Origin of the sequence: Carnobacterium viridans, from assembly GCF_900102725.1 — a bacterium.
GTDB classification, from domain to species: Bacteria; Bacillota; Bacilli; order Lactobacillales; family Carnobacteriaceae; genus Carnobacterium_B; species Carnobacterium_B viridans.
Genome location: NZ_FNJW01000008.1, coordinates 1,284,513 through 1,303,592, shown reverse-complemented (window position 1 = coordinate 1,303,592; position 19,080 = coordinate 1,284,513). Strand labels below are relative to the sequence as shown.

At 36.3% G+C, this 19,080-nt stretch carries 18 protein-coding genes; 12 read left to right on the top strand and 6 right to left on the bottom strand.

The genetic code is table 11. The annotated features are described in order from the left end of the window. Nucleotides 1-554 precede the first annotated feature (554 nt). Nucleotides 555-1,448 (top strand): ROK family protein, encoded by an 894-nt coding sequence (locus tag BLT48_RS07660; protein ID WP_089976897.1) that lies wholly within the window; start codon nt 555-557, stop codon nt 1,446-1,448. Nucleotides 1,449-1,542: 94 nt separating this feature from the next. Beyond that, a complete protein-coding gene (locus BLT48_RS07655; RefSeq protein ID WP_176944096.1) occupies nt 1,543-2,145 on the top strand; it encodes a hypothetical protein in 603 nt (200 codons plus the stop codon). A 102-nt stretch (nt 2,146-2,247) separates the two neighbouring features. Here BLT48_RS07655 and BLT48_RS07650 read toward each other — a convergent pair whose 3' ends face one another. Then, the gene (locus BLT48_RS07650) at nt 2,248-3,567 is read right to left on the bottom strand and encodes a DUF438 domain-containing protein (protein WP_089976889.1); all 1,320 of its coding nucleotides are present in this window, start codon (nt 3,565-3,567) and stop codon (nt 2,248-2,250) included. A gap of 4 nt (nt 3,568-3,571) precedes the next feature. Then, a complete protein-coding gene (locus tag BLT48_RS07645; protein WP_035020550.1) occupies nt 3,572-3,796 on the bottom strand; it encodes a DUF1858 domain-containing protein in 225 nt (74 codons plus the stop codon). A 927-nt stretch (nt 3,797-4,723) separates the two neighbouring features. On the opposite strand from BLT48_RS07645, the gene codB reads away from it, so the two are divergent. Both codB and BLT48_RS07635 read left to right on the top strand, forming a co-directional pair. After that, nucleotides 4,724-5,974, top strand: a complete 1,251-nt coding sequence (gene codB, locus BLT48_RS07640; protein ID WP_089976884.1) for a cytosine permease — start codon at nt 4,724-4,726, stop codon at nt 5,972-5,974. Nucleotides 5,975-5,990: 16 nt separating this feature from the next. Next, entirely contained in the window at nt 5,991-7,262 is a 1,272-nt protein-coding gene (locus tag BLT48_RS07635) for a cytosine deaminase (RefSeq protein ID WP_089978719.1), read from the top strand. Nucleotides 7,263-7,370: 108 nt separating this feature from the next. On the opposite strand, the gene BLT48_RS07630 is transcribed toward BLT48_RS07635, so the two are convergent. From BLT48_RS07630 to BLT48_RS07620, 3 genes are all read right to left on the bottom strand, one after another. Next, on the bottom strand, nt 7,371-7,973 hold the full coding sequence (locus tag BLT48_RS07630; protein WP_089976880.1) for a hypothetical protein: 603 nt from the start codon (nt 7,971-7,973) through the stop codon (nt 7,371-7,373). A gap of 185 nt (nt 7,974-8,158) precedes the next feature. Then, nucleotides 8,159-8,689 carry a DUF2812 domain-containing protein gene (locus tag BLT48_RS07625; protein WP_089976875.1) on the bottom strand — a complete coding sequence of 177 codons (531 nt, stop codon included), beginning with the start codon at nt 8,687-8,689 and terminating at the stop codon, nt 8,159-8,161. Between the two features lie 2 nt (nt 8,690-8,691). Continuing rightward, nucleotides 8,692-9,006, bottom strand: coding sequence for a PadR family transcriptional regulator (locus tag BLT48_RS07620; RefSeq protein ID WP_089976871.1), 315 nt, complete (start codon nt 9,004-9,006; stop codon nt 8,692-8,694). Between the two features lie 278 nt (nt 9,007-9,284). On the opposite strand from BLT48_RS07620, the gene BLT48_RS07615 reads away from it, so the two are divergent. Both BLT48_RS07615 and BLT48_RS07610 read left to right on the top strand, forming a co-directional pair. Continuing rightward, nucleotides 9,285-9,959: a response regulator transcription factor gene (locus BLT48_RS07615; protein WP_089976868.1), complete on the top strand. Its 675-nt coding sequence runs from the start codon at nt 9,285-9,287 to the stop codon at nt 9,957-9,959. Next, nucleotides 9,956-11,200 carry a sensor histidine kinase gene (locus tag BLT48_RS07610; protein ID WP_089976864.1) on the top strand — a complete coding sequence of 415 codons (1,245 nt, stop codon included), beginning with the start codon at nt 9,956-9,958 and terminating at the stop codon, nt 11,198-11,200. The genes BLT48_RS07615 and BLT48_RS07610 overlap by 4 nt, the downstream gene beginning before the upstream one ends. A 292-nt stretch (nt 11,201-11,492) precedes the next feature. Here the strand turns inward: BLT48_RS07610 and BLT48_RS07605 are convergent, their stop codons facing one another. After that, nucleotides 11,493-12,365, bottom strand: coding sequence for a nuclease-related domain-containing protein (locus tag BLT48_RS07605; protein ID WP_089976860.1), 873 nt, complete (start codon nt 12,363-12,365; stop codon nt 11,493-11,495). 138 nt (nt 12,366-12,503) lie between these two features. Between BLT48_RS07605 and BLT48_RS07600 the strand changes: the two genes are divergently transcribed. The 6 genes from BLT48_RS07600 to BLT48_RS07575 all read left to right on the top strand — a co-directional run bounded on the left by BLT48_RS07600 (nt 12,504) and on the right by BLT48_RS07575 (nt 19,010). Continuing rightward, nucleotides 12,504-13,253, top strand: a complete 750-nt coding sequence (locus BLT48_RS07600; RefSeq protein ID WP_218123365.1) for a polyphosphate polymerase domain-containing protein — start codon at nt 12,504-12,506, stop codon at nt 13,251-13,253. Beyond that, a complete protein-coding gene (locus BLT48_RS07595) occupies nt 13,250-13,933 on the top strand; it encodes a DUF4956 domain-containing protein (RefSeq protein WP_089976852.1) in 684 nt (227 codons plus the stop codon). Before BLT48_RS07600 ends, BLT48_RS07595 begins: the two co-directional genes overlap by 4 nt. Then, on the top strand, nt 13,933-15,831 hold the full coding sequence (locus BLT48_RS07590; RefSeq protein WP_089976849.1) for a carbohydrate-binding domain-containing protein: 1,899 nt from the start codon (nt 13,933-13,935) through the stop codon (nt 15,829-15,831). The genes BLT48_RS07595 and BLT48_RS07590 overlap by 1 nt, the downstream gene beginning before the upstream one ends. A gap of 451 nt (nt 15,832-16,282) precedes the next feature. After that, the gene (locus BLT48_RS07585) at nt 16,283-16,945 is read left to right on the top strand and encodes a deoxynucleoside kinase (protein ID WP_089976845.1); all 663 of its coding nucleotides are present in this window, start codon (nt 16,283-16,285) and stop codon (nt 16,943-16,945) included. Then, nucleotides 16,942-18,120 carry a NupC/NupG family nucleoside CNT transporter gene (locus BLT48_RS07580; protein ID WP_089976841.1) on the top strand — a complete coding sequence of 393 codons (1,179 nt, stop codon included), beginning with the start codon at nt 16,942-16,944 and terminating at the stop codon, nt 18,118-18,120. The genes BLT48_RS07585 and BLT48_RS07580 overlap by 4 nt, the downstream gene beginning before the upstream one ends. A gap of 140 nt (nt 18,121-18,260) precedes the next feature. Continuing rightward, nucleotides 18,261-19,010, top strand: a complete 750-nt coding sequence (locus BLT48_RS07575) for a sulfite exporter TauE/SafE family protein (protein WP_089976837.1) — start codon at nt 18,261-18,263, stop codon at nt 19,008-19,010. The last annotated feature ends 70 nt before the right edge of the window (nt 19,011-19,080 follow it).

Genomic DNA, 19,080 nt, shown 5'->3' with positions numbered 1-19,080 from the left:
GAATCTTATTAAAGGTACGGTACTTTCTTAGTGCTATGCCTCTAATTATCTAAAGACTAATAAAAATAAAAAAGGATTTTATTAGAAACTATCCGAAGATTAAAATTTCTATGGGACTTTAAAATGCAGTTTTTTTATTACATACTGTAAGTTACCATACTTTAATTATTGTAATTGAATTAATAATGGATTAAACTAAGAAACATAATGAGGGTAATATAATAGAATAAGGATATCTCTAAGTTACTCTTCAAAGCAGTATTATGAGTTAGTGAAACAATTAATGAAATGATTCAAAAGGTATCTGTGAAAGTAGAAGTTGCAAAAAAAATGGTGGAAATCAGATTATTTTATAGAATAAAGGCTAAGAAATAAAAGGACTCTCTAAAGGAAAGAGAGTTCTTTATTCTCTGTCGTTGGCTTTTTCCTTTTTTAATAGTTTAACTTGTAAGAAAAGGTGAATGACTGGTTAGATAAGTTGTTAAATGGTTTAAAATGAATTATGGATTAAGAAAATGAAAACGTTATTAATTAAAATAACGAGGAGCGACTAAATGAGTATAGTGGTATTTGATATCGGCGGATCAGCAGTGAAATTTGGATTATGGGAAAATGAAGGCTTAAGCAATAAAGGTTCATTTTATACACCCAAAAATTGGGATGATATGAAAGAAGAAATGATGAAAGTTTATCATAACTTTACAAAAAATTATTCAGTGAATGGCGTGGCCATCAGTGCTCCGGGTGCTGTTGATGCAAAAGAAGGGATTATCAATGGAATCAGTGCTGTTCCTTACCTCCATTACTTTCCAATCAAAAAAGAATGGGAAGATTTATTTGGAGTGCCCGTTTCAATGGAAAATGATGCTAATTGTGCTGCATTAGCAGAAGTGTGGCATGGTGCTGCAAAAAATATCCAACATGCGTTGTTCCTAATCATTGGTTCTGGTATTGGCGGATCCGTCGTTATTGATCGTAAGTTATTTAAAGGAAAAGACCTTTTCGGAGGAGAATTTGGCTATATGTTGTTAGATGGTGAACATACGTTAAGTGAAATGGGAAGTCCAGTTCAAACTGCAAAACGCTATGGAAAAGAAATAGGATTAGATACAGTTGTAGATGGAAAGTACCTTTTCAAAGAAGCGGATAGAGGAGAACCCTTGGCTGTGAAATATGTGAATGGTCTTATTGATGCCTTGGCACGTGGAATTTATAACCTTTCTATTAGTTTTAATCCTGATATGGTTGTTATTGGTGGTGGCATATCTGTCAGAGAAGACCTTATTCAACGCTTGCATGAACGAACTTCCTTTTATTTAGAACGTCAAAAGGCACAAGATGTAAAATTAAATATCCAAGTTTGTAAATTTCACAATGATGCTAATTTGATTGGTGCGGTAGCTCATTTTGAACAAACGGTGGACTACAAGAAGAATATAATGAGTTAAATCACTTCTTTTGATTGAATAAACCCGTATGTTGTATTGCCGGTCATTAAAAAGATAAACATTATTTTATATAGAAAAAATGGAGGAACTAAATATGAGCTTTGAACCAATAGAAAGAACAAATTCTTATTATAACGAAAGCCTCTTATCCATTGATAAAAAGATTTGTAATTTATTAAACCAACGTAAGGTAGTTCAAGGAAAAAATATATTTTTTCCACCAGATGAGGTTGTTTCTTGTTTTGCAGAAGAGTACGACCTTCAGGAAGAGTATTTACAATCGATCTTTACGACAATGGCCATGGAAGCTAGTCTCAAGCCAATGGTTGTGCCTGTTGAATTCAAAAAATATGTACCAGTACTTAAGATGTATGAAAATAATGGAGTCATATATACGGTGACCTTTATTCGGCAATATGCTAACGCTAGCGTGTTGTATCTAGATACAGATTGGGAGGAGGCAAAAGAAAATAGTGAAGACAACTATAATCCTGATCTTTTTGAATTGTCCATTAATGATATATACGACTGCCGTTCAGAAGTTGGCGGTGGGACAACCGGGCATATGAGTCAAAACTATATTATATCACCCTCTTTGCCAGATGATGTTTCTGGAATTGAACTTATTTTCAAAGAACCTGGTAGACCTTTTAAAGTAAATTCAACGGGTTTTGAATTTACAATTAAATTAGGATAACCAAAAGACGATCAAACAACCGGTCATCCTTATATGGAATGATGGGTTGTTTGATCGTCTTAAGTTCAATAGTTTTCCTAACTTTAATATTTTTGAATAAGGTTAGTTGCTCTCACTCAATAATCGGTGTTCTCCTTGGATTTTTTGAATTTCGGTAATATCTTGTGTGACTTCTAAACAGCCTAGATAGTCAGTTGTTTCAGGATTGTGAATAGCAAAATAGCGAATATAAATCATTTTTCCATGTAGATTGATCCAAAATTCTGCTTCATTTCTTTCACCGCTTCTAAAATCGTCAAGAATTTTCTGAACCATATGCATACTTTTAGGAGGATGGCAATTAATCACTTCGCGTCCAATGACAGAATTTGTACGAGGAAAAACACGATTCTTTCCTTCTGAATAAAAGCGTACGCGATCTTCATGATTTACAAAAGTGAGATCCACAGGTAAAACACCAAAAATAGCTGTTAATTCTTTTAACTGAAGGACACCAGTTGGTAAAACGATAGAGCCTTCACTTAATGGATCGTCCTGCCAATCGTAATGTTCTGTCTCAGTAATAGGAGGAGCTTGCGAGATAGCTGCTGTCATATCAGCGGCTTTTTTTGCTGCTTGTGTCCGAGCTTCTTGCTGGTCTTTTTCTTGCGCTAGTGCATCTTTACTAGGTTTCCAATTTAAAGGCTTAGGAATGAAAGCAAAACCAATATCTAAGCTATCTTCAGCAATCCTTTGCCAATCTGTTAAGGAAAAAACATCTAGAACCATTGGAATCATAATTTCTTCTTCTTTAAAAATCATTTCTTCTGCTTCTGTTATAATGTGTTCGATTTTCTCCCTTAGAGGGTTAATGGCAAATTTATCGCTACTTAAATAAAGATTTACATCTTTTATAGCTGCACGGATAGCATCATCAACACCCCACATAACTTTTGGTGGCGCAGTAATGCCATATCTTTCCATATAAGAAAAAATCAATGTTTCTTTTCGTGCATAATGTTTATCAATTTGTGTCAAATCTAATAAAGCATGCTGTAGACGCTCTTTTTGAGAAAAGTCCCCTTTAGCTAATCGATCAAAAACTTCTTGGATTTCATCTTCTAAGAGTGAGTGAATGACTCTGTTTTCCAACTTTAAAGTGTGAACAGGATGGCCAGGATACTCATGTTCGTAATTTGAACGATGGATATCTCTGATAGAACCTTTAAATACAGCCGCATGAACATTACATAGATGTTGGATTTCTGAAGGATCTAAACCACTGGCAATCAATTCTCTTTCTGCAGCTGTAATTTCGCTGACATCCACACCATCAAAAGACTCGTCGAAGAGACGCTTAGCTTCTTCAAACTCTCCACCTTCATGAAGTAAGGTTAAAATTTCAACAATTTTTTTCTGACGCTGAACAGTATTGTTTTCCATAAACTCACTCCTTAATAGTAAAGCCTAGTTGTTCTAGTTGATCAATAATAACTTTCAAATCAATTTTTTTCATCTTTGCTCCCTTTGGAATAGTCATATATCTTCCTACAGTCGTTAACATGCCAGGTTTTTGGATGTCTTTTAAACCTAAATCAAATAGAATAGTTTGAATTTCGGGGTACGCTGTAACTAATTCATAAACAGAAGAGTCTAGATTGATTTCTTTCATAACAAACACTCCATTTTTAACAATGAACTTCATTGTTAATTATATCACAAATTTGAATCTGTTAGAATTAAAATATTGAATGGAAATGAATTTTTACAGAAAAATTAACTATTTATGAGTGAGTTTTTTGTCATAATGTCAACGTTTATTGTAGGAATATTGTCTGAAACTATCTCTACAGTATAGCGATTTTGTGTCATAAAAATAAAAAAGAGTTTAAGAAATAGTGAACAAAATGCTAGTTAGTATTAATCACTTGTGAACAAAACCGACACAATAGCTGAATAATAGCAAATTTCGGTATAAATTAATGGAATTAAAAAAGAGTATGTGATATAAATGGTTCTGCAACATTTGACGTTGGTCAGTAATTAATTGAGTTTCTTTTAACACATTCCAGAAATTTTCGGAGGAATAGGAGGAGCTTGCAGCCATGAAAGAGGATGCATTGAGAATTACTTAGCGTTCGGCTTTAGCCGCTACGTTAAGTTTGACGCTTGCAAGTTTTGAGACGCGTTCTTCGGCTCAAAATGGTCCCATGGCTTTCCGCAAGCTATCCCGTAATCCGGAGGAAATTTCCTTATCAACGCCAGAAAATGAAGAACCTTTATTTGAATGCTGAAAAATTACTTTTCGATTTGGCCGTGAATAGTAACGGTTTATTACATTTAGGTAGCTTAGTCGAGAATTTTCTAGTTGACAGAGAAAATTTTTTCTGGAATAATAAGCTTAAGTAAATACAGGTACCTTTAAACCAGTCCAGAGAGACTGACAAGGAAGCGGATGAAAATCTAAGAGAAATGTGTGCAAGTGTGGATATATACACTTTTCTCTTAGGTTAAAGAAAGAGGCTGAATGTCAGGAAATCTGATATTCAGTCTCTTTTTTTTGCTTTTGGTACCCATAGAAATGGGAGGAAATAATATAATGAAGAAAATTGATACAGAGTTTTCATTACAAACGGTACCGCAAACGAGCCGGAATTCTTTTGCAAAAACAATGGCTGTAATGCTGGGTTTCACCTTTTTTTCAGCCAGCATGCTAGCAGGAGGGCAATTGGGATTAAGTTTAACTTTCTCTCAATTTTTGCTCGTCATTTTGTTGGGAAACTTGGCACTATGTCTTTATACTGGAACATTGGCGCACATTGCAGCTAAAATGGGATTGTCTACTCACTTGCTGGCAAAATACTCGTTTGGTGAGAAAGGTTCATACTTACCATCCTTCTTATTGGGCTTTACGCAAGTTGGATGGTTTGGAGTCGGTGTGGCGATGTTTGCTGTTCCGATTGCAAAAGAAATGGGCTGGAATAGTTACTTGCTGATTTTCGTCTTTGGGACCGCAATCACGTTGGCTTCTCTTTATGGGATGAAGTCGCTGGTGATTTTAAGCTTTATAGCGGTTCCCTTGATTGCGGTTTTAGGAAGCTACTCTGCTATTGAAGCAACCCAATTCATGGGCGGTTTGTCAGCTCTTTTCGAGTATGAACCCCAATCAAGTCTCACTATATCAGCTGCTTTGACAATCTGTATCGGATCCTTTATTAGCGGAGGTACATTGACAGCCGATTTTGCCCGGTTTGCAAAAACTTCGCGGTCAGCTGTTGCGGCTACCTCAACAGCTTTCTTCCTGGGCAATTCGTTGATGTTCTTATTTGGAGCTGTGGGGTCGATGGTTTATGGACTCTCAGATATCTCAGAAGTTTTATTTTTACAAGGTTTGGCGATACCGGCAATTTTAGTACTGGCTCTGAACATCTGGACCACTAATGATAACGCGCTTTACGCTTCTGGTTTAGGATTTGCCAATATTACAAAAATCTCTAAAAAATTCTGGGTTTTTGTGAACGGAATGGTTGGTACCGTGCTGGCTATGTGGATGTACACTAATTTTGTCGGCTTTTTGAACTTGCTGAGTGCGGCTATTCCCTCGATTGGAGCAATCATCATCGCAGATTACTTTTTTGTGAAGCGTCGCAACTATGCAAAATTTGAAGAAGCAGATTTTGTATCCGTCAACTGGACAGCACTTCTGGCTTGGGCTATCGGTGTAGCTTTGGCTCAATTTGCACCAGGAATTACTCCGCTAAATGCATTAGTGGGCACTGCTGTGGTTTATATAGGATTGATGAAATTACCGAAAGCTAAGACAGCACTAACAGTTGAAAAAAATAATTAATGAAAGTGTGGAATATATGATCATTCAAAATGCAGCGCTAAGAGGAAAAAGAGGCTTTTGGCAAATCACAATTGAAGACGGAATGTTTACCGGTATTGAACCGCAGCCGGTAGCCGCAGAAAAAACAAATGATGTTTTAGATGTCAACGGTTCACTGGTGCTTCCGCCGTTTATTGAACCGCATATCCATTTAGACACAACATTGACAGCAGGCGAGCCGGAATGGAATCAAAGCGGAACATTATTCGAAGGCATCCAGCGTTGGTCTGAACGCAAAGCTTTTCTAACACATGAAGACGTTAAAACACGTGCAAAAAAAGCCCTACAATGGCAAATTGCTCAAGGGATTCAGTATGTACGCACACATGTAGATGTTACAGATCCAAAGTTAACGGCCTTAAAAGCTATGTTAGAAGTAAAAGCAGAAATGGCACCTTATGTCGATATCCAAATCGTTGCATTCCCACAAGAAGGCATCTTATCTTATCCAAATGGAAAAGAACTGATGGAAGAAGCCTTGAAAATGGGAGCTGATGTAGTGGGCGGCATTCCGCACTATGAATTCACTAGAGAATATGGCGTAGAATCCCTTAAGTTTGCTTTTGACTTGGCGGAGAAATACGATCGTCTAGTTGATATTCACTGTGATGAAATCGATGATGAACAATCACGTTTTGTAGAAGTGGTGGCAAAAGAAGCTTACGAAAGAGGAATGGGCTCACGTACAACAGCCAGCCATACAACAGCGATGGGATCATACAATAACGCATATACGTCTAAATTATTCCGACTATTGAAACTATCTGATATTCGTTTTGTTTCCAATCCATTGGTCAACATGCATTTGCAAGGAAGGTTCGATACCTATCCGAAACGTCGGGGACTGACACGTGTCAAAGAATTATTGGAAGCTGATTTAACGGTTTGTTTCGGTCATGACGATATTTACGACCCTTGGTATCCACTAGGAACAGGAAATATGCTGCAAGTTCTGTTGATGGGGCTGCATGCCACTCAACTGACAGGTTATGAAGAGATTATGAATGCTATGGATTTGATTACGATCAATAGTGCAAAAACACTGCATATTGAAGAACACTATGGCATTGAAGAAGGAAAGCCAGCTGACTTTATTGTTCTGCCGGCTGAAAATGAGTACGAAGCAATCCGCAGGCAAGTACCGGTCCGCTATTCTTATAAAAAAGGCAAAAAAATTGCAGAAACTACATTAAGTGAAACACGGACCATGATAGACGGATTCAAGGAACCTGTGCAATTCAGTCGTTAAAGTAACAACCCCTAAAAGTTAGGAAAATCTAACTTTTAGGGGTTGTTTTTATGTCAAAAGACAGCTGTATATTAACAGGATGTGTTACTGTTTACCATATACAATAGATTAATACTTCTTTTTAGGGTGACGATCAACGACTTCTGGATAGTTAGCAAGTATCTCTGTTCCAGCTGGGGTGATTTTATAGCCTCTGATAGTGAAGTAAGAACTGATTTGGTCTTCTGTCAACTCTGCTTGAGCCAGTTCCATAAGTCCTTCTTTATTCAACTGGGAGTATCCTTTAAGTCCAAATTGTTTCAAGACGGCTTTTAGTTGAGCAGCATTTAAGTAGGGCAAAGAATCCATCGCGGACAACTGATCTGCGTACCCTTTTTCAATAACTTCTTTAAGAGCTTGTTCTGCATTGATACCATAATTATATTCAAAATATTTAGGGTAACCACTGCTGGTTGTAAACGTGCCGAACTGAATACGCCATAACAAAATAAGGTGACCGGGAAGGATACCCTCTTTAAACCGCATCATGTTTCGTTTAGGGACTAAGCTTTCGGAACCGATATTCACCAAATCTAACCACTCTTTCAAGTTGCGTTTCGGTGAGATATAAGGAACTTCCTCGTGATCTTTATAAAGGGTAAAAACTTCTTTTACATCTGAATCGGTTAAATCAAGATGGCTGTTTTGTTTATCGCTATCGTTTGTGTTCATGTAAAGCACCTCGTTTCATTAGCCTATTTAGTTATTCTATTCTATCATCAAAAGATAGAGGATAGTTATTATTTAATTTGAATCATGTGTTGCAATCAATTTGTTATGACCTGAAGTATGTTCTGTTTGCTCGTAAGGAGTACCGTATTCTTCAAAAACAATCAATTAAAAACATTAATTCTGCTCTAGTTGCTTGATTTTTTAGTTAGATTAATGAAAAGTTTTACGTAAAGAATTGCAATAAAAAGGAAACAAAGGGCTGTTGGAACACCACTGACAAGAGACTTGGAGATAAATAAATTCAAGATTGTAAAAAAAAGCAACAAAAGTGACATAGCTGTTCCAAACCAAGTCCAATGCATTCTTACTTTTTTTAATAAATCAACCATCGAATCCCTGTCCGTAAAAATTTCGAGATCTCGAGAATCATCTGTGCTAAGTTTTCTAAAATAGATCCAACTGCCTTGAAATATAGGATAAGAGTAAACGACTTCCCAACCTGCATCTTCAAAAATAGCTAGATACTCATCTAGATCTGCTAGTGTTTCTTTGTAGTCGATCCAATAAACATAATTCGCTGGAGGATTTTGTTCAAAATGGTACCTTAAGTTCTTGTAACACTTAAAATGCCAACCTTTTAAATCCATCTCATGCAAAAATTCTTGCTCTTTTTCTAATTGATCTACTGTAATAAACTTAAAGACTTTTTTCTCCATGATTATATCCCTCCCTTAGAATTCATATAAAGCTCTTTGATGCGAGCTTTCTCAGCCTCTAAAATTTTTTCCCCTAATCGTGTGATTTGATAGATCTTTCGGTTGTTTTCTTCTTTTACCGGTTCAATCAAACCATCTTTTTTCATCTTTGATAATGTTCCGTAAATGGTTCCTGGTCCTAGTGAAATTCGCTTCTTAGTCAGTTGTTTAACATGATCAATAATTGCATATCCATGTCTAGGTGTAGCTAAAGATAAAAGAATATAGAATGCTGTTTCAGTCATTGGAAAGTAAGATTTCTTTAATTTAATATCCATTGCTATATCACACCTCGATGTATTTGCTAATTAAACTATATCACGGTGAGATATCGTTAGCAAGGAAAAAGTATCGTACCGCGATATAATTGTCGTTGCCAGATTGTTGAAATAATAAGGCAGATTAAAGCTTGTTTAATCTCTTTTTGGTAGGTATGAATGTAAATAAAAGAACAGCTACAAAGTGATGCTAAGAAAAGGTATTGAAAATAAATGTTCTTGCGCATCTTAGCGGAGTAGAATATGCTAATCAAAAGAAGTTTTGAGGAGGTCGGGATATGAGGCTGTTATTAGCAGATGATGAACAAGAATTGGTTCGTGCAATCCAAGTGATTCTAGAGAGCCAAGGGTATGCCGTGGATAGTGTTTATGATGGGAAAGATGCCTATGAATATGCTGATTTAGCTGAATACGATGGCATTATTCTTGATATCATGATGCCCACGTATTCTGGACTGGAAGTGTTAGAGAAATTACGAAAAGAGGGCAAACAAACCCCTGTTTTACTTTTGACGGCAAAAGCAGCTATTGAGGATAGAATCGATGGGCTGGATTTAGGAGCAGATGATTATTTAACGAAACCATTTGCAATGGGAGAATTGCTGGCGCGAGTGAGAGCAATGACTCGGCGCAAAACGATATTGCAACCTAAAATAATTACTTTTGAAGATTTAAAGTTGGATAGTGACACTATGCGCATCAGTAAAGACAAGGAAGAACTAAAATTGTCAAATAAAGAATTTCAAATTTTACATTTGTTGATGGAAAATCCTAAACAATTGTTTTCTGCAGAACAAATGATTGAACAAATTTGGGGATGGGACACGGACGTTGAAATGAATAGTATCTGGGTTCATTTAAGTAATTTGCGCAAAAAATTAGCAACGCTGGATGTTCACGTCAAAATTGTTGCTACTCGTGGTGTAGGGTATTCGCTGGAGGTTACTAAATGATAGAGAAGTTGAGGAGAAAATTTATTTTGGTTACAATGGCCATCGTTTTTCTTGTGATGCTCGTCGTTTTAGTAGCGTTGAATGCCACGAATTACTTTCATACAGCTGAACGAGCTGATGAGATTTTGAGTGTCTTAGCTGGAAACGGCGGGAAATTTCCGGATGAGGAATTTTCAGGAAAAGCATTTGAGTCTGGGAGTATTCCGCCAAATCAAGCAGTTTCAATAGAGACTCCTTTTGAGACCCGTTATTTTACTGCAATCACTAATTCAAATCGACAAATCATCCAAATTGATACAACAAAGATTCGGTCGGTTGATTCTGAAGCTGGCCAGATATACGCGGAAGATGTCTTAGCTTCTAACAAAACAAAAGGATATCTAGATGATTTTCGTTATAAAGTTGTAGAGAAAGAGGATGGGACTTTTTTGTTGCTATTCGTTGATAGTCAACGAGAATTGCAGACCATGCGAGCATTCTTGCAAAATTCATTATCAATTGGGTTAATTAGTTTAGTTTTTATTTTTTTACTGGTTTTCTATTTTTCAAAGAAAATTATTAAACCGGTTCAAGAAAGTATTGACCGACAAAAGCAATTTATTACCGATATGGGTCATGAAATTAAAACACCTCTGGCCATTATTTCAGCTAATAATGACGTCCAGCAAATGCTTAACGGAGATACTGAGTGGACAAAAAGTACCGGAAAGCAAATTCACCGTTTAAATGGTTTAATGGAGAGCATGCTTCAGTTAACACAGATGGAAGAAGAAACTTATCAACCTAAAATTGAACCTATTAATTTTTCGCAAGTTTTACGAGAAGCATGTGAACCATACATTCTGATTGGTGAAAAAAAAAATGTTACTGTTTCTTTAGATATCCAGCCAAATATTATTATCCAATCAGAAAGGGATGCAATCAACAAGTTGTGTTCACTGTTAATGGATAATGCAAATAAATATGTTCGAGAACCGGGAACCATTCAAGTCCGTTTAGATAGTCACCAGCATAAAATTAGATTGATCATTTCCAATACTGTTAGCGAAATGCCGCAAAACTTTAATCGGCTATTTGATCGCTTTTACCGTGAAGACCAAGCAAGAAAGCACACTGCTGGTGGTTATGGAATCGGATTGTCATTGGCGGCTGCTATAGTAGAAAGTTATCATGGGCAAATCCAAGCTAGTCCGTTGAATGAAGAAACCATTGCTTTTGAAGTTGTATTGCCATTAAAATGAAAAATATGTGGGCAAGTTACTGATATAAATCAGAAGACTTGTCTTTTTTGTGTAATCTAAACAAAAAGAGTGGTGAATTTTTCCTGAAAAAGAGAAAACAAGACAAACTTTTCCAGAAATAGAAAAGTTTGTCCCGAAAGAGAGAAAACGGGACAAACTCTGTCAAAAAAAGGAAAGTTTGTCCCGAAAAAGAGAAAATGGGACAAACTCCGCCAGAAAAAGGAAAGTTTGTCCCGAAAAAGAGAAAATGGGACAAACTCTGTCAAAAAAAGGAAAGTTTGTCCACTACAGGTCAGTTAAGTGTATTTAGCATTCGAGTAATCCTTTTTCTCGAAATCTTTCCAGCACACCAAATATAAAGTATTGAAGTAGTCAGCTTATCATTTGGGAAAAGACGTTGGTACTCCTTGATACATGCTGAGAGCGCAGAATTAATAAAATGTTCATAACCACATGAACAGCAGTGATACTGATTGCGACGCAATTCTAAATCTAATGAATTGCATTCCTCGCAGCATAACCCTTTGCGCAAACCAGCAAATGAATAATTTGGAATATCGTTAGTAAATAACATCGGATCAGTCTGATGAGCAATTAAATCTGCCGCTATTTCTTTATGGAAATTAGTCAAAGGCTTACTTTGTTTTTGAATGTTATCAAAATGACTTTTCAGCTGTGAAGGCAATAGAATGCCTTCGTGTTTCGGAGCGTTAAATAAAGTGAATTCTGGGTGAACATAAGTAGCATAAGCTTTAATTTCAATCTCGTACCGGAGTTCTTTCAAAAAAATGGTGAGTTTATTTTTAGTATTTTGTGCTTGAATCAAAGGATTGCTCACTTTGAAATTAGGGATCTTCACTAACATTTCTTCATCGTAATAATATTCTCCACTATAGTTTTTTATTTCATACAAATAAAGAGTCCTTTCAGTCAAAATCAAGGAATCAATTTGAAAGGCGTTTGATAAATGAGGCTGTAGAAACAAATCGTTCAAAGTTAAACAGTTGCTATTCAATTGAACAGTCAGCTTGTCAAACAGCTGTTCACCCGCAAAGCCTTTTTGCAAATGTTTCAGATACTGCCTCTGTTTGCTGGTTAACGTTCCTCTTACGGCTAAAGACTCCATTATTATTAATAAATAGGGCTTTTCTCGTGGGTGATACATACATTAGACCTCCTCGCTAAATTAGCCTCACTAACTAAATACGCATTCTACAAATAAATCTGCTTTTAAATTTTAGACTTAAGGTTCAATTAAGGTCCAAGTTTTATATTGTATCCATCGAGCAAGGAGGTAATGGATATGGCTAATTATCAAAGTGTTTTTGAACGAAAGGAAACAAAGTACTTAATTACTTATGATCAATGGAATAAATTGCTTATAGAGCTTAGACCGTATATGGAATTGGACCAATATGGCAAGCATTTGATTACAAATATTTACTATGATACTCCGAGTTGGTATTTGATACGTCACTCAATAAGTAAGCCGCTCTACAAAGAAAAAGTTCGATTGCGCAGTTATGGTGTTCCAACAAAAAAAGATTCAGTCTATCTTGAAATTAAGAAAAAATTTGATGGAATTGTCTATAAAAGAAGAACCAAAATGCAATTGAAAAATGCAGAAAGGTTTTTAGCACGTCAAAATGAGCTTGAATCTGTCAATGATAATCAAAAAGTACGTGAATTTGAGTCGGTTCTTGCTTTTTATCCCGACTTAGAGCCAGCAATGTATTTGTCTTATAAAAGGCTAGCTTACTTTGGAAAGTTGGATAATAGTATTCGGATCACTTTTGATCAAGAAATTCTATACCGCACAGAGGATCTTTCTTTGTCATCTGGATCTTATGGAGAGCCGATTTTACCAGAAAATCACTTATTGATGGAAATAAAAATTTGCGGTGCAATGCCTGTATGGCTTGCTCGTATTTTATCCGGGCAACAAATTTACCCAGCAAAATTTTCTAAATATGCTAATGGGTACCAAGACTATCTAAAGAAACAAGGAGAAACAACAATAGAAGTAAAAGAAAGAGAGGTTTATAGTGCATGAGTGATTTATTTAATAGTTTATATATGGAAAACACATCTGCGTTTTCAATTACGAGTTTTATTTTTTGTACACTAGCAAGTTTAATTTTAGGAGGATTTATTGCATGGACCTATATGCATCAAAATCATTATTCTAAAGGGTTTGTAGGTACATTATTTCTATTACCAGCCATGGTGCAAATGGTTATCATGTTGGTTAATGGGAACGTTGGAGCCGGAGTTGCAGTAATGGGAGCATTCAGTCTAGTACGATTCCGATCAGTTCCGGGCTCGGCTAAAGAAATCAGCAGTATTTTCCTAGCCATGGCTATTGGTTTAGCAACTGGTATGGGTTATATAGGATTTGCTGTAGTATTCGCCGTAATCATTTGCGGTGTAATGATGATTTTAAATCTTTCCCGCTTTGGCGAAATGGGTGAACAAGTCCGTATGTTAAGAATCACTATTCCCGAAAATCTGGATTATAGCACGATTTTTGACGATATCTTCGAACAACACTTATCAAGTTACCAAATGCTGAGAGTGAAAACGACTAATATGGGCAGCCTGTTTCGTCTTGAATACACAATCGAGTTGAAGGATCAAATGCAAGAAAAACAACTGATTGATGCTTTGCGTTGCAGGAATGGAAACTTGGAAATTAGTTGTGGTCGCTCGTTAACTGGAAAGGAAGAACTCTAATGAAAAAAAAGATGAAACATACGAAAATTACCCCATTTTTGTCGCTAGCTGTTTTAGTTATGTTAGCCGGATGCCAAGTAACTTCTTCTGATACTGCCCAAAGCACAGAATCTACTGTAACTGCTAACTCTGGTACTTCGGAAAGTACAGTGGACTATGACTTAGAATTCAGCTCAGATGATCTTGAAGTCGGTTATGATGAGTCTGATACAACCACTATCCAACTAGCTGATGACCAAAGCACAAGTAGTGGAGAGGGAGTAACAGTCAATGGCAATGTTGTTACGATTACAACAGGAGGAACTTATCTAATCAGTGGGACACTCTCAGATGGTCAGATAAAAGTAATAGCTCCAGATACCGAAGAAGTTCATTTGATTTTGGATGGAGTGGATATTACTTCTTCTACCAGTGCACCTCTGCTTGTTGAAGAAGCTGAAAAAGTTTTTGTAACACTGGCTGAAGATTCAGAAAATACATTAACAGATAAAGCCGGCAGCACAGCAACTATCGGTATAGGAACTGATGCAACGAGTATTGATGGAACAATCTTTAGTAAGGCTGATTTAACAGTAAACGGTTCTGGTAGCTTGATCATAAATGGGAATACGAATCACGGAATCGTATCAAAGGATGATTTAACTATCGTAAGCGGTACGTATCAAATCACTGCAGCAGGTCAAGGCCTGTCAGGAAAAGACGCAGTTAAAATCAAAGATGGGATATTTACGTTGAATACAGGAACTGACGCAATCCAATCGGATAATGATCAGGAAGAAGGCAGAGGATTTGTTTATATTGCTGGCGGAGACTTTACTATTGATGCTGAGCAAGATGGTATTCAAGTTGAGACGTTGCTTCAAATTGATGGCGGAACGTTTGATATCACAACAGGTGGTGGAAGTGCTAATGCAGTAGCAAAAACCCAAGAAGGGATGGATTTCTTTGCTCAAAAGGCCGATGAAGAAGAAAATGCGGATAGCGATGAAATCAGTTCAATAAGTACAAAAGGGTTGAAATCTGTAAGTGAGTTGATTGTTAATGATGGCACGATCACAATTGATTCAGCTGATGACAGTGTTCATACAGATGGTAATCTAATCCTTTCAGGTGGGTCTCTGACATTAACTTCTGGCGATGATGGCTTACATGCTGACAATGATTTGGAATTAAGCGGTTCAACTGTTGCGATTACAGAAAGTTATGAGGGTATTGAAGGCAAGACAATCACAATCAGTGACGGGGAGATAACGGTTTTAGCCAATGATGATGGGTTAAACGCATCTAGCGGTACTTCGTCAACTAGCGAACAAACTGGTCCCGGTGAAACAGCTGGTAGCAGTGAAAATGCATTAGTCATTTCTGGTGGTACACTGACAGTAAATAGTAGCGGCGATGGATTAGATTCAAATGGAACGATTGAAATTTCTGGAGGATTAACGACAGTTAGTGGGCCGGAAAATGACGGAAATGGAACAATTGATTCAAATGGAGATACTATTATCACTGGAGGATCATTAATGGCTGCTGGTAGTTCAGGTATGGCTGTAACTTTTTCAGACAGTTCTAGTCAAGTTAGTGTTTTTTATGGATTTGAAACGACTTATGAAGCGGGTAGCGAAATTGAACTAAGTGATGCAGACGGAACGGTTCTCTTGTCATGGACAGCGGATAAAAGTTTTTCTTCTGTACAGTTCAGTTCAGCTGATTTAGCAGTAGATGAAACATACGCTTTATCCGTTAATGATGAGACTTTTGAAGTTCCAATTGATTCAGTATCAACGACAGTAGGCACTACAACAGGACAAATGGGAGGCGGCATGCAACAGCCTGGAAATGGCGATGACATGCAAAAACCTAGTGGAGAAAAACCAGATAGTATGCCCGCACTTAATTAAATAAAGGTTTATAAACAAAAATAGACAAGTTAGAGGAAATATCCTTGGCCTTGTCTATTTTTTATTGGAAATTAAGTTGGCATTCTACTATTCTAAAATAAATAAAGCACATTAGGATGTCTTTTAGCCTTAAGATATAGTAAGTAAATGAAAACATTAAATTAGCGACAATACAACATGTTGTGTTTTTTTTATTTTAAATAGCGTATGTTGTGTTTTTTTGTTGAAAAAGATTGGGGATAGTAGTATTATAATTAAGGTGCTGCTGGATGAGGTTGTGACTATTTATAGAATAAGTAGTTTTAAATGAAATGAAGGTTAGCCTGAAATTTGTTTAGCAAACCAATTTGAACTAAAGCAACAAAGATAATCAAGATAATACTATTTAACTAAATAGAAAAAGAGTAGCTCAACGGGCTACTCTTTTTCCTTGAAATAAGGAGAGGGGTAGATGGCAATTTTAGTAATTGGTGGAATGATTGGAGCAGGAAAAACAAGTGTGGCTGAACTTTTGGGAGGCTCTTTGGGTACTGAGGTCTTTTATGAAAATGTAGAGGACAACGAAATATTGCCTTTATTTTATACAGCAAGCGAAGAGGAGCAAAGAGTCAAACGTTACCCGTTTTTACTGCAATTGGAGTTTTTGAATAGTCGGTTTAAAAGTATTAAAGAAGCGCTACATAATCAAAATAATGTTTTAGATCGATCAATCTATGAGGACTGGTATTTTGCGAAAGTAAATACTGAACTAGGGCGTATTTCTGAAACGGAATTTAATATATATGAAAAGTTGCTTAATAATATGATGGAAGAATTACAAGAATTGCCAAAAAAATCACCTGATTTAATGATCTATTTGCAAGGGTCTTTTGAAACGGTTCTTTACCGTATTGGTTTGCGCGGCAGAGACTTTGAACAGGATCAAGGGTTGCTGGATTATTATAAAGCTCTTTGGGAAGGTTATGACAATTGGGTTGCCAAACATTATGATGCCTCTGAGGTGTTGATTATCAACATAGATAAGATTGATGTAGTCAATAACCCTGCAGATGCCTATACGGTCGTAACAATGGTTAAAGATAAATTAGCAGAGATGGAGATAGGTAATAAATGAATAAATTGATCACGATTTTAGGAATTATCGTTATGTTGGGGATTGTTTATCTCTTATCTGATAATAAAAAAGCTATTAATAAAAGAACAGTCTTTACTGCTTTAGGAGCGCAAATTGTTTTGTCATTATTCTTAATTAAAGTTCCTATTGGTAGTTGGATTATTGAACAATTAGCAAGCGGTGTAACAAAGTTGTTTAGTTTTGCTAATGAAGGGCTAACCTTCGTATTTGGAGATTTATTTGGACAAGGGTATTTCTTTATTGATGTACTGGGAGTCATTATTTTCCTATCGGCTTTAACAGGTATCCTAGGTTACTTAGGTGTAGTAGGTTGGGTCGTGAAAGTAATTGGAGGTGCTGTAGGTAAATTGTTAGGCACAGAGAAAGCAGAGTCGTTTGTAGCTGTGGCTAATATGTTCCTAGGCCAAACAGAGGCTCCTTTCTTAGTAGCCAAATATCTGCCAAATATGACGAATTCGGAACTGATGACGGTTTTGGTTTCAGGAATGGGCTCAATGTCAGCTTCTATTTTAGTAGGGTATAATTTGTTAGGTATTCCTATGAAATGGCTGCTAATCACAACTGCTTTAGTTCCGTTTGGGTCAATGCTGGTTGCTAAAATTTTGACACCTGAAACAGAAATTAGTCAAGTATCAGACGTAACGTTAGATCGTAAAGGATCTAATACGTCAATTTTTTCTGCGATGGCTGAAGGAATCAATAATGGTTTGCAAATGGTTCTAGGTATTGGTGCTAGTTTGATTGCCGTGATCTCAATTGTAGCCTTATTAAACAGCATTTTAGGCTTAATAGGAACGAGTTTTACAGAGGCTCTAGGCTATGTCTTTCTACCAATTGGTTGGTTGATGGGGTTAAGCGGTTCTGAAGCAATGATTGCTGGGCAAATTTTAGGTACTAAAATGTCTATTAATGAATTTGTCGCTTATGCCGACTTAGTGCCTATGATGGCTGAACTATCTGAACGAGCTGTAGCTATGTTATCCATTGCTGTAGGCAGTTTTGGAGCGTTTGCCAGTATTGCGATTTGCGTAACAGGATTGTCAGTATTTGCGCCAACTAGGAAAAATGATTTATCTAAACTTGCTCTACGAGGAATGTTAGGCGGATTTATTGTTCCTATCCTATCAGCAATGTTTGTTGGATTGTTTTTATAAAAACTCAGTATATTTTTATATTGATCTAAAAAGTCATTAACTCTAAACAGTTAATGACTTTTTTGTTTAATATACAGGTTTGAAATTTAACTATGATACAATAAAGGTTAACTATTTAATTATAAAAGGAGTTTTTTTTAATGCCTGTTTCTGTCATTATTTTAGTAGTTATAACCGTTTTTCTAGGTTCGTTGACCCGTTCTACTTTTGGGTTTGGAGATTCAGTTATTTCTATGCCTTTATTAGCTTTACTGCCGCTTTCTATTCATACAAGTGTTTCTCTTATTGGTTTAACTGGTTTGTCTGTCGGGCTCATGGCTCTATTTTCTGCATGGAAGTATATTGATCGTCGTATACTTATTCTTCTTTCAATTAGTACTTTTGTTGGAATTCCTATTGGGCTTTATCTAGTCAAAAATATGCCTCAAGAAAGAGTAACACTAATTTTAGGGATCTTTCTTCTTTTCTATGGTGTTTATTCATTGATAAAACAACGATTTCAACTGGAGTTACCCAAAAAATGGAAAGAAAGTAATTTTTTACCATTACCTTTTGGCCTGTTATCAGGTGTTCTTGGAAGTGCCTATAACATGAATGGGATTCCTATTGTAATTTATGGAACCTTCCGAGATTGGGAAATGAAGACTTTTCAAAGTACTCTACAAAGCTATTTTATTATTTCAAGTCTTTTAATAGTTACTGGACAAGCGATAGGAGGATTGTGGTCAAAAGAGTTATTTATCTTTTATATTGCTTCTCTTCCCGCAATTTATTTAGCCCACAAAATTGGCAATGGAATTCGCCAACGACTTCCAGTTCATCGGTTTGAAACGCTCTTATTCTTTTTTATTATTTTTTTAGGAATGGTGCTCTTCTTAAGCGTATCCTAAAAGAACAAATAATTTGATTGATTAAAAATAGCGCTTTCGAAATAAAGGTAATAACGTTATAATTGCTTCA

What these genes read in the sequence shown, in the direction of transcription:
- BLT48_RS07650 (WP_089976889.1), bottom strand. Translation starts at nt 3,567, where the DNA reads ATGGAAAACAATACTGTTCAGCGTCAGAAAAAAATTGTTGAAATTTTA.
- BLT48_RS07655 (WP_176944096.1), top strand. Translation starts at nt 1,543, where the DNA reads ATGAGCTTTGAACCAATAGAAAGAACAAATTCTTATTATAACGAAAGC.
- BLT48_RS07660 (WP_089976897.1), top strand. Translation starts at nt 555, where the DNA reads ATGAGTATAGTGGTATTTGATATCGGCGGATCAGCAGTGAAATTTGGA.
- BLT48_RS07635 (WP_089978719.1), top strand. Translation starts at nt 5,991, where the DNA reads ATGATCATTCAAAATGCAGCGCTAAGAGGAAAAAGAGGCTTTTGGCAA.
- BLT48_RS07615 (WP_089976868.1), top strand. Translation starts at nt 9,285, where the DNA reads ATGAGGCTGTTATTAGCAGATGATGAACAAGAATTGGTTCGTGCAATC.
- BLT48_RS07595 (WP_089976852.1), top strand. Translation starts at nt 13,250, where the DNA reads ATGAGTGATTTATTTAATAGTTTATATATGGAAAACACATCTGCGTTT.
- BLT48_RS07590 (WP_089976849.1), top strand. Translation starts at nt 13,933, where the DNA reads ATGAAAAAAAAGATGAAACATACGAAAATTACCCCATTTTTGTCGCTA.
- BLT48_RS07620 (WP_089976871.1), bottom strand. Translation starts at nt 9,006, where the DNA reads ATGGATATTAAATTAAAGAAATCTTACTTTCCAATGACTGAAACAGCA.
- BLT48_RS07645 (WP_035020550.1), bottom strand. Translation starts at nt 3,796, where the DNA reads ATGAAAGAAATCAATCTAGACTCTTCTGTTTATGAATTAGTTACAGCG.
- BLT48_RS07630 (WP_089976880.1), bottom strand. Translation starts at nt 7,973, where the DNA reads ATGAACACAAACGATAGCGATAAACAAAACAGCCATCTTGATTTAACC.
- BLT48_RS07610 (WP_089976864.1), top strand. Translation starts at nt 9,956, where the DNA reads ATGATAGAGAAGTTGAGGAGAAAATTTATTTTGGTTACAATGGCCATC.
- BLT48_RS07605 (WP_089976860.1), bottom strand. Translation starts at nt 12,365, where the DNA reads ATGTATCACCCACGAGAAAAGCCCTATTTATTAATAATAATGGAGTCT.
- BLT48_RS07575 (WP_089976837.1), top strand. Translation starts at nt 18,261, where the DNA reads ATGCCTGTTTCTGTCATTATTTTAGTAGTTATAACCGTTTTTCTAGGT.
- BLT48_RS07580 (WP_089976841.1), top strand. Translation starts at nt 16,942, where the DNA reads ATGAATAAATTGATCACGATTTTAGGAATTATCGTTATGTTGGGGATT.
- BLT48_RS07600 (WP_218123365.1), top strand. Translation starts at nt 12,504, where the DNA reads ATGGCTAATTATCAAAGTGTTTTTGAACGAAAGGAAACAAAGTACTTA.
- BLT48_RS07625 (WP_089976875.1), bottom strand. Translation starts at nt 8,689, where the DNA reads ATGGAGAAAAAAGTCTTTAAGTTTATTACAGTAGATCAATTAGAAAAA.
- BLT48_RS07585 (WP_089976845.1), top strand. Translation starts at nt 16,283, where the DNA reads ATGGCAATTTTAGTAATTGGTGGAATGATTGGAGCAGGAAAAACAAGT.
- codB (WP_089976884.1), top strand. Translation starts at nt 4,724, where the DNA reads ATGAAGAAAATTGATACAGAGTTTTCATTACAAACGGTACCGCAAACG.